The organism is Arenibaculum sp., from assembly GCF_035998295.1.
Taxonomy (GTDB): domain Bacteria; phylum Pseudomonadota; class Alphaproteobacteria; order Azospirillales; family Azospirillaceae; genus DASYHS01.
Window position 1 is genome coordinate 1 of the sequence record NZ_DASYHS010000137.1, and the last position, 9,981, is coordinate 9,981.

At 73.0% G+C, this 9,981-nt stretch carries 7 protein-coding genes and 1 riboswitch; of the genes, 3 read left to right on the top strand and 4 right to left on the bottom strand.

The features are described 5' to 3' along the window. Both murJ and VGO20_RS13495 read right to left on the bottom strand, forming a co-directional pair. Window positions 1–1,307, bottom strand: a 1,307-nt coding sequence (gene murJ, locus VGO20_RS13490) for a murein biosynthesis integral membrane protein MurJ (RefSeq protein WP_327502877.1), incomplete at its 3' end; no start/stop codon positions are given. Further along, window positions 1,304–4,150: a [protein-PII] uridylyltransferase gene (locus VGO20_RS13495; RefSeq protein ID WP_327502878.1), complete on the bottom strand. Its 2,847-nt coding sequence runs from the start codon at window positions 4,148–4,150 to the stop codon at window positions 1,304–1,306. The genes murJ and VGO20_RS13495, both read right to left, overlap by 4 nt. Window positions 4,151–4,272: 122 nt before the next feature. Between VGO20_RS13495 and VGO20_RS13500 the strand changes: the two genes are divergently transcribed. Further along, window positions 4,273–4,944 (top strand): haloacid dehalogenase type II, encoded by a 672-nt coding sequence (locus VGO20_RS13500; protein WP_327502879.1) that lies wholly within the window; start codon window positions 4,273–4,275, stop codon window positions 4,942–4,944. Window positions 4,945–5,010: 66 nt separating this feature from the next. Here the strand turns inward: VGO20_RS13500 and VGO20_RS13505 are convergent, their stop codons facing one another. Further along, a complete protein-coding gene (locus VGO20_RS13505) occupies window positions 5,011–5,976 on the bottom strand; it encodes an EamA family transporter (RefSeq protein WP_327502880.1) in 966 nt (321 codons plus the stop codon). Window positions 5,977–6,111: 135 nt separating this feature from the next. Then, window positions 6,112–7,311: an O-succinylhomoserine sulfhydrylase gene (gene metZ, locus VGO20_RS13510; protein ID WP_327502881.1), complete on the bottom strand. Its 1,200-nt coding sequence runs from the start codon at window positions 7,309–7,311 to the stop codon at window positions 6,112–6,114. A 65-nt stretch (window positions 7,312–7,376) separates the two neighbouring features. Beyond that, window positions 7,377–7,454, bottom strand: a riboswitch (SAM riboswitch). Between the two features lie 316 nt (window positions 7,455–7,770). Here metZ and ftsH point away from each other — a divergent pair. Together ftsH and VGO20_RS13520 are read left to right on the top strand one after the other, a co-directional pair. After that, window positions 7,771–9,585, top strand: a complete 1,815-nt coding sequence (gene ftsH / locus VGO20_RS13515; RefSeq protein WP_327502882.1) for an ATP-dependent zinc metalloprotease FtsH — start codon at window positions 7,771–7,773, stop codon at window positions 9,583–9,585. A gap of 38 nt (window positions 9,586–9,623) precedes the next feature. Beyond that, the coding region (locus VGO20_RS13520) for an RT0821/Lpp0805 family surface protein (protein WP_327502883.1) at window positions 9,624–9,981 on the top strand (358 nt) is incomplete at its 3' end.

Genomic DNA, 9,981 nt, shown 5'->3' on the forward strand with positions numbered 1-9,981 from the left:
GCCGCGACGGCGGTCGCGAGCGCGATCCCGACATGGCCGAGCCCGAACGGGCCGAGGGCGGCCGCGAGCGCCAGGGCCAGCCCGGCATTCGCGGCGGCCGAGGCGATCCCGGCGCGCACCGGCACGCCCATGTCCCGGCGCGCGAAGAAGGCGGCGCTCAGCACCTTGGCCGCGACATAGGCGGGGATGCCGAGCGCGTAGGCGGTCAGCGCCGCCGCCGTCGCCTCGGCCTCGGCCGGCCCGAAGGCGCCGCGCTCGAACAGGACGGCGATGATCGGGCCGGCCAGCATCGCCAGTCCGGCCGCGGCCGGCAGGGCCAGCAGCAGGCTGGTCTCCATCCCCCGCGACGTCAGCGCGCGCATCGCCCCGGTGTCGCCCGCCTCGGCGTGGCGCGACAGCGCCGGCAGCAGCGCCGTGCCGATGGCGATGCCGATGACGCCGAGCGGGAGCTGGTTGAGCCGGTCGGCGTAGTAGAGGAAGGAGACCGCGCCCGCCGGCAGCAGCGAGGCGATCACGATGTCGACGAACAGGTTGACCTGCATGACGCCGGTGCCGAGCGCGCCGGGCCCGATCAGGCGCACCAGCCGCCCCATGCGCGGGCCCGGCCGGCGCAGCGGCAGGGTGAGGCGCACCCCGGCGCCCCGGCAGGCATGGGCGAGCCAGAGGAGCTGGACGGCCCCAGCCGCGGCGACGCCGACGGCGAGCGCGCGGCCGGGATCCGCGCCGAGCGGGCGCGCCAGCAGCAGCGCCGCGATCAAGGTCAGGTTGAAGGCGATCGGGGCCGCGGCGAACGGCCCGAACCGGTCCAGCCCGTTCAGCACGCCGCCCAGCAGCGCCACGACCGAGACCAGCATCAGGTAAGGGAAGGTGATGCGCGACAGCTCGACCGCGAGGCCGAAGCGCACCGGGTCGTCGACGAAACCGGGGGCGAGCGCCTGCATCAGCCAGGGCATCGCCGCGACCGCCGCGACCGTGAGGGGGACGAGTACCAGCAGCAGGAGCGCCAGCGTCTCCTCCGCGAACGCGATCGCCGCCGCCCTGCCGCGCGCCTGCAGCTCGGCCGAGAACATCGGCACGAAGGCGGTCGAGAAGGCGCCCTCGGCGAACAGGCGGCGCAGGAAGTTCGGCAGCTTCAGCGCGACGAAGAAGGCGTCGGCCGCGGGACCGGCGCCCAGCAGCGCCGCGGTCAGGACGTCTCGCGCGAAGCCCGCGACTCGAGAGCCGAGCGTGAGGCTCCCCACGGTCGCGACCGCGCGCGCGAAGCCCCGGCCCGCGGACGGGGGCCGTTCCGCCGGCCGCGCGGTCATTCGGCGGCGTCGGAGGCCGGCTTGCGCCGGGTGCCGCGGCGCGCCCGGCGGCGCTCGGCGGCGCTGAACCGGCCGCTGTCTGCGACGGCGTCGGCGGCGGGATCGGACAGGACGTCGAGCAGCGTCGCACGGATCTGGGCGAGCTTGCTGTCGTGCGTCACCTTCAGCCCGAAAACGTCCTTCACATAGAAGACGTCGATCGCCTTCTCGCCATAGGTCGAGATCTTGGCCGAGGAGATCTGCAGGTTCAGGCCGGTCAGCGCGCGGGTGACGTCGTGGAGCAGCCCGGTGCGGTCGCGGCCGTTGACCTCGACCACGGTGTGGGTCGTGCTCGCCTTGTTGTCGATCAGCACCCGTGGCGGCACCTTGAACACGCGCCGCCGGTCCGGCAGCGAGGGCCTGCGCTTCTCCAGCTCCTGCAGCGGGCGGAGCTGGCCCGACAGCGTGTGCTCCACCATCACCGAGAGGCGGGCGAGCTTGTCGCCGCTGTCGAAGGCGCCGGCGGTCGCGTTCTGCAGCGAGAAGACGTCCAGCGCCATGCCGTTCGCCATGGTGAAGATCTTGGCGTCCACGATGCTGGCGCCGGCCAGCGCGAAGGCCCCGGCCAGGCGGGAGAACAGGCCGGGATGGTCGTGGGTGTACACGGTGGCCTCGGTGACGGCGCGCGCCCGGTCGACCCGGGTGTCGATCGTGAGCGCCCGGTCGGCGCGCTCGGCCTCGCGCATCAGGCGCGCGTGGTAGGCCTGCGTCTCGGTGTCGAAGCTGAGCCAGTAGGCCGGATAGCCCTTGGCGATATGGGCCTCGACCTCGTCCGCCGGCCAGTCGGCCAGGGCCGCGCGCAACGCCTCGTTCGCGGCCGCGACGCGCCGCTGGCGGCCCTCCGCGTGTAGCCCGCCCGACATCTGGTCGAGCGCGCGGTAATAGAGCTCGGCCAGCAGCGTGGCCTTCCAGTTGTTCCAGCGGCCCGGCCCGACCGCGCGGATGTCGGCGGTGGTGAGCACGAGCAGCAGCTTCAGGCGCTCCGGGCTCTGGACCAGGGCCACGAAGTCGCGGACGGTCTTCTCGTCTTCGAGGTCGCGCTTGAAGGCCATGTCCGACATCACGAGGTGGTGGCGGACGAGCCAGGCGGCGGTTTCCGTCTCCTCGGCGTCGAGGCCGAGGCGCGGGCACAGCTTCTCCGCGACGCGCGCACCCAGGACCGAGTGGTCGCCGCCGCGCCCCTTGGCGATGTCGTGCAGCAGCAGCGCGCAGTAGAGCGCGCGGCGCGAGGCCAGCTCGTGGACCAGCTCGGAGGCGAGCGGCAGCTCGTCCGCCAGCTGCCCGGCCTCGACCTTGTGCAGGATGCCGAGCGCGAACAGCGTGTGCTCGTCCACCGTGAACACATGGTACATGTCGTACTGCATCTGCGCGGTGACGCGGCCGAAATCGGGCACGAAGCGGCCGAGCACGCCGGCCTCGTTCATCCGTCTCAGCGCGATCTCCGGGTCCTTGCGGCTGGTCAGGATCTCCAGGAACAGCCGGTTGGCCTCGGGATCGGAGCGCAGCTTCGGGCCGATGACGCCCAGCGCCCGCGTCACGGCGCGCAGCGCGTTCGGGTGGATGTCGAGCCCATGGGCCTGGGCGGTGTGGAACAGGCGCACGAGGTCGACGGGGTGGTCGCGGAAATGGCGGTCGCTGCGCACGTTCAGCCGCTCGCCCTCGATCGCGAAGCCCTCGACCTCGCGCAGCAGCCGGGCGAAGCGCAGGAAGCTCAGGCGCGGCTGGCGCTTCGATTCCGCCTCCAGGTTGGCGCAGAAGATGCGGGTCAGGTCGCCGACGTCCTTGGCGACCAGGAAGTAGTGCTTCATGAACCGCTCGACGCCGATCAGGCCGGCATGGTCGGTGTAGCCGAGCCGTCGGCTGATCTCGGGCTGGACGTCGAAGGTCAGGCGCTCCTCGGCCCGGCCCGCGAGGTAGTGGAGGTGGCAGCGCACCGTCCACAGGAAGACCTGGGCCTTGGCGAAGCGGGCGGCCTCCTCCTTCAGCAGCACGCCCTTGCCTACCAGCTCCTCGACCTCCTCGACCGCATGGACGTATTTGGCGATCCAGAACAGCGTCTGCAGGTCGCGCAGGCCGCCCTTGCCCTCCTTGACGTTGGGCTCCAGCACGTAGCGGCTGTCGCCAAGGCGCTGGTGGCGGGCGTCGCGCTCGGCGAGCTTCGCCTCGATGAACTCGGGCCCGGTGCCGGCCACGACCTCCTTGGCGAAGCGGCGCCGGAACTCCGCGAACAGGGCGGCGTCGCCCCAGAGATGACGCGTCTCCATCAGGCTGGTGCGGATCGTGACGTCGCCGCGCGACAGGCGGACGCAGTCGTCGACCGAGCGCACGGCGTGGCCGACCTTCACGCCCAGGTCCCACAGCACGTAGAGCAGGTACTCGATCACCTGCTCGACCAGCGGCGTGCGCTTGTAGGGCAGCAGGTAGAGAAGGTCGATGTCGGAGAAGGGGGCGAGCTCGCCGCGCCCGTAGCCGCCGGTCGCGACCACGGCGAACTGCTCGCCGCGGGTCGGGTTCGCGGTCGGGAACAGGTGGCTGGTCGCGAAGCCCGTCAGCGCGACCACGAGCTGGTCGACCAGATAGGCGTTCTGGCGCACGCAGTCGGCGCCGCCGGCCTCGTTCGCCTCGAAGCGGCGGCGGATCTCCGCCCGTCCGTCGGCCAGAGCCTGGCGCAGCAGCGCGATCAGGTGCGGACGCAGCGCGTCGCCGGTCCCGTGGCGGGCGGCCAGTCCGGCCAGGGCCTCGCCGAGCCCGTGCCTGGAGACGATCGCGCGCTCGTCCGGTATGCTTCGGCTGGCGGTCGGCATGGGTCCTCGTCGGGCCCGGCCGGGTCGGGCCGGGATTGCAGGGCGTTCGGTCGCCGGAATATGGGAAGAGTAGGCCAGCGTTCATCCCCGCGCCAGCCGTACCGCCACCAATGGAGGATGATATGCGCCTGTGCCTGTTCGACGCCTACGGGACGCTGTTCGACGTTCATTCCGCGGTGCGCCGCCATGCCGCCGTGCTCGGCCCGAAGGCCGAGCCCGTGTCGCTGATGTGGCGCGCGCGCCAGCTCGAATACAGTTGGGTGCGCAGCCTCGCCGGGCGCTACGTCGACTTCTGGCAGGTGACCACGGACGCCCTCGACCACTCGCTGGCGGCGCACGGCATCGCGGACCCGGCCTTGCGGGCCTCGCTGCTCGACGCCTATCTGGGGCTGGAGGCCTATCCGGAGGTGCTGGCCGTGCTGATGGAGCTGCGCGGGGCGGGCGTCGTCACCGGCATCCTGTCCAACGGCTCGCCGATGATGCTGGAGCGCGCGGTGAAGTCGGCGGCCCTGGCCGAGCTGCTGGACGGCGTGGTCTCGGTCGACGAGCTGCGGGTCTACAAGCCCGACCCCCGCGTCTACGCGCTCGCCTGCGAGCGCTTCGCGGCGGCCCCCGAGGACGTCGCCTTCGTGTCGTCGAACGCCTGGGACGCGGCCGGCGCCGCGGCGGCGGGGTTCCGGGCGCATTGGGTCGACCGTGCGGGCCAGCCGCGCGAATACCCGGATTTCGGTCCGGTCGTGCCGCTGACCGACCTTTCGACGCTGCCCGCCCTCGTCGCGGCCGAGCGCCCGTGAGCCTGTAACGGCGTCGCGGCTAACGGCGTCGCGGCCGAGGGCAGGTGTCCCGCGGCCGCCGTGCGGCTATTTCCGCGCCGGCCGCCGCGCCGCCCCGGGCGAGGGGGCGAGCATGACGACCGCGACGCCGGCCAGCACCAGCGCCGTCGCCCCGGCCTCGCGCACGCCGAGCGGTTCGGCCAGCACCGCCCAGCCGAGCACCAGCGCCACCACCGGGTTAACATAGGCGTATGTGGCGACCCGGGTGGGCGCCCAGACCTGGAGCAGCCAGGTGAAGGCGCCGAAGGCCGCCAGCGAGCCGAACACGACGAGATAGGCGAGGCCCAGCAGGGAAGCCATGGACACCCCGCCGGCCGGCGGGGCGCTCCACTCGCCGCCCACGGCGCCGGCGAGCAGCGCCAGCGTCCCGCCGGCCAGCAGCTGCGCGCCCGCCGACATGGCGGAGGAGGATGCGGTCGGCAGGCGCCGGGACACCGCGGTGCCCAGCGCCCAGGCCAGCGCCGAGACCAGCAGGGCGGCCACGGCCGCAGTGTCGAGCGCACTTGCGGCCGCGGAGTCGGCGGTGGAGCCGGCGGCGGGATCGGGGGCCACCAGGACGACCACGCCGGCGAAGCCGATCGCGAGACCCACCAGCGTCGCGACGCCGGGGCGCCGTTCCCCCAGCGCCCAGGTGGTGAAGGGAACCCAGAGCGGGATCGTCGCGAGCAGGACCGCCGCCTGCCCGGAGGGAACGCGCTGCGCACCCCAGGCGAGCAGCCCGTGGCCGAACAGGAACAGCAGCGCGCCGGTCGCGGCCGCGGCGCGCCACCCGGCGGCGTCCGGCAGGGCGGCGCCGCGCAGCCGGGCGAAGCCGGCCAGCGCCGCGCCGGCCAGCAGCGAGCGGACCCCGATCATGGTCCAGGGCGGCAGCGTCTCGACCGCGAACCGGATCGCGAGGAAGGTCGAGCCCCAGACCAGGCAGATCGTCGCGAAGGCGAGGGCGATCGCGGCCGGATGCGGGCCGGCCGCGGTGCCTGCGGTGGCGGAGGACATGGCTGCTCCTGCGGCGGGGCGTGGATCGGCCATTCGGTCACGGCGCCGCGGCCGGGGCAAATCGGAATAACTGGGGCATCGGATCAGCGGGGCTCATGCGAAGCGGCCCCGCTGATCGGACGCAGGCCGCCTCGTTCAGAACGAGGCGAGGGCGCGGTCCAGGTCGGCGATCAGGTCGGCGGGATGCTCGAGGCCGACCGAGAGCCGGAGGCTGCCGGGGGAGATGCCGACGCGCGCACGCTCCTCCTCGGTCAGGCGCTGGTGGGTCGTGGTCGCGGGGTGGGTCAGCAGGCTCTTCGCGTCGCCGAGATTGTTGGAGATGCGGATCACGCGCAGCCCGTTCAGCGTCGCGAACGCCTCCGTCTTGCCGCCGTCGAGGTCGAAGGCGACCAGCGGGCCGCCCGCCGTCATCTGCGCGCGCGCGATCGCGTATTGGGGATGGCTCGGCAGACCCGGATAGGCGGTGCGCCGGATGCGCGGATGGGTTTCCAGGAACTCCGCGATCTCCTGCGCGGCCCGGGTCTGCGCCTCGACGCGCAGCTCCAGCGTCTCCAGCCCCTTGAGCAGCAGCCACGCGTTGAACGGGCTGAGCACCGGGCCGGTGTGGCGCAGGAACGGGCCGATCTGATCGGCGAAGCCGGCGTCGCCGAGCACGACGCCGGCGAGGCAGCGCCCCTGGCCGTCGATATGCTTGGTCGCGGAATAGACGACGACGTCGGCGCCGAGCTCCAGCGGCTTCTGCAGGACGGGGGTCGCGAACACGTTGTCGACGACGAGCCGCGCGCCCGCGGCATGGGCGAGCTCGGCGACCAGGGGGATGTCGACGACGTCGAGCATCGGGTTGCTCGGCGTCTCCAGCAGGACGACCTTGGCCGGCCGGGACAGGGCGTGGCGCCACTGGGCGGCGTCGGTGCCGTCGACCAGCGTCGTCTCGATCCCGTAGCGGGGCAGGATGTTCTTGACGATGTGCAAGCACGAGCCGAACAGGGCGTGCGGGGCGACGACCCGGTCGCCGGCCTGGAGCTGGCACAGCAGTGCCGCGAACACCGCGGCCATGCCGCTGGCCGTGGACCAGGCGCGCTCGGCCCCCTCGTAGTCGGCCATGCGGTCCTCGAACATCGCGACCGTGGGGTTGCGGAAACGCGAATAGACGTAGCGCGAGCCTTCCTGCGCGAAGGCGGCCTCGGCCTCCTCCGCCGAGCCGTAGACGTAGCCCGAGGTCATGTAGAGGGCCTCGGAGGTCTCGTCGTACTGGGAACGCGTGGTGCCGGCATGGACCAGCCGCGTGCGCGGCCGCAGGTCGCCGGGAAGGGTGCTGGGGGTATCTCGAGTCATGGTCGCTCCTCACGCCCGGCGTCCAGGCAACAAAAAACGCCCCGACCGATTCAAGGATCGAGGCGCTGAGCGCGACTCCAACCTTTTAGCAGTTTATTTTACGTGGCCTGCAAGCCGGTCGCCAAATCACCACGTGGAGCCATCACTACCGTCGGGGGGAGGGCGAGTCAAGAGGGTGGCGGCAGGTTCCGCGACCGGGCGAATATGCCGCGGCGCTAAAACTTTCTTTACGCTTGCGGTGGTGAAATTGGAATTGAAGCGAAGCGGGGGGCGCCCACGGGGCCCGTCGGGACCGTGACCCGACGCCGGACGACCGGCCCCCGCCATTCCTCTCTCCCCAAATCCCCTCCCGCCAGCGTTCCCCGTCGGTACCTCCCCGGTGCCGCCTTTCCGCACGGAAAGGAACTGTTAACTATAATCGGCAACAACAGCGGTGCCCGGATGTAGGAAGGCATCGCCATGAGGGATTTCCTGAAGAGACATGGGCGCCTCGCGGCGCTCGGCGCGGCCGGGATCGTCCTCGCGGCGACCGTCGGCGGGCTGGCGATGGCGCAGGCCGGGATCGGGCCGTTCGCGCCGGCACCGGTCGAGGTCGCGCAGTCGGAGTTCGTGGCGCGCCTGGAGGCCGGGCGCGTCGCCGAGGTGTCGGTCGCCGGCAGCCGGGTCGAGTTCGTCGGGCCGGACGGCGAGAAGGGCCGCACGGCGGTGCTGTGGACCGAGGAGCTGCGCGCCGCGGTGGCGGCGCCGGGGGTGGCGCTGACGGTCGAGGACCGCGTCCGCAGCTTCGGCGGCGCCAACGACCTGCTCGACCTGATCTTGAAGCTCAACATGGTCGGCTTCCTGGCGCTGGCGGCGGTGCTGCTGGTCCGCTTCATGCGCACGCCGGTCCCGGGCATGGCGCGGGCGAAGTCGGAGATCCGCTTCGCCGACGTCGCCGGCATCGACGAGGTCCGGGCCGAGGTCGCGGAGCTGATCGACTACCTGCGCGAACCGGCGCGCTACCGGGCACTCGGCGTCGCGGTGCCCAAGGGGGTGCTGCTGGTCGGGCCGCCCGGCACCGGCAAGACGCTGCTGGCGCGCGCGGTCGCCGGCGAGGCGGGCGTGCCGTTCTTCGCGGTCGCGGGCTCGGACTTCGTGGAGATGTATGTGGGACTGGGGGCGGCGCGCCTGCGCCGGCTGTTCCGCGACGCGCGCAAGAAGGCGCCCTGCATCCTGTTCATCGACGAGATCGACGCGCTCGCCCGCGCGCGGGGCGCGGCGTCGCCTTCGGGCGGCCAGATCGAGACGGAGAACACGCTGAACCAGCTGCTGGCCGAGATGGACGGCTTCGCGCGCGCCGAGGGGCTGATCGTGATGGCCGCGACCAACCGGGTCGAGGTGCTGGACCCGGCGGTGCTGCGGCCGGGGCGGTTCGACCGCCACGTCCATGTCGGCCTGCCCGACCTGAAGGGGCGACGCGACATCCTGGCGGTGCATGCGGCCGGGCTGCGCCTGGACGACCGGGTCGACCTCGGCGTGGTCGCGCGCGGCACGTCGGGCATGTCGGGCGCGGAGCTGGCCAACCTCGTCAACGAGGCGGGGCTGGTCGCCGCGCGCGCCGGCCGCCCGATGGTGGAGGCCGACGACTTCGAGCGTGCGCGCGACCGCATCGTGATGGGAGGCGAGCGGGTGATGGTGATGTCGCAGGAGCAGCGCCGCCTGACCGCCTACCACGAGGCCGGCCACGCGCTGGTGGCGCTGCGCTCGCGCCATTCCGACCCGGTGCACAAGGTCACGATCGTGCCCCATGGCCGGGCGCTCGGCATGATGGTGCGCCTGCCGGAGGAGGACCGGTTCTGCCATTCGCGGGCGCGCCTGCTGGCCGAGCTCGACGTCGCGATGGGGGGCCGGGCGGCCGAGGAGCTGATCTTCGGCGCGGACATGGTGACGACCGGGGCGGCCGGGGACATCCGCATGGCGACCGACGTCGCGCTGCGGATGGTGACCGTCTACGGGATGAGCGCGCGGTTCGGGCTGGTGGCGCTCGGCGACGGCGCGCCGGGCGGCCTTGCCGCCCCGCTCGCGGCGCCGATCGCCGGCGAGGTCCGGGCGCTGACCGAGGCGGCCCATGCCCGCGCGCGCGCCGTGCTGGCGGGCGAGATCGGCGTGCTGCACGCGCTGGCGGCGGCGCTGCTCGAACACGAGACGCTGGATGCCGACGCCGTGCGCCGGATCGTCGACGGGGCCTATGCGGCGCCCGCCCATCTGCCGCCCGCTTGTGCGGCGGCCGAATAGCGGCTATCTCCGAGTTGCAACCACCTGGGGTACCACCGATGAGGAAGCCCGCGCTCGCCGCCCTTGTTCTGCTTCTGGCCGCCTGCGCCACCAAGCCCGAGGAGCCGCCGGCCGTCGTCGCGCCACCGGAGCCCGAGCCCTTCGTGCTGAAGCTGGACGAGGCGGACGTCGCCATCCTCGACGGCCTGCTCCAGACGGCGGCGGCGTTGCCGCCCGGCAAGGTCCAGCCCTGGGAGAACCCCGCCACCGGCAAGGCGGGCTCGCTGACGCTGATCCGCCAGGGCTACACCCGCGAGGGCCGGCGCTGCGGCGAGATGCACCTGGACGCCCGCCAGCACGGCTACCGCGCGCAGGACGTCCGGCTCGTCTGCCTGGACCCGGACGGCCGCTGGCGCC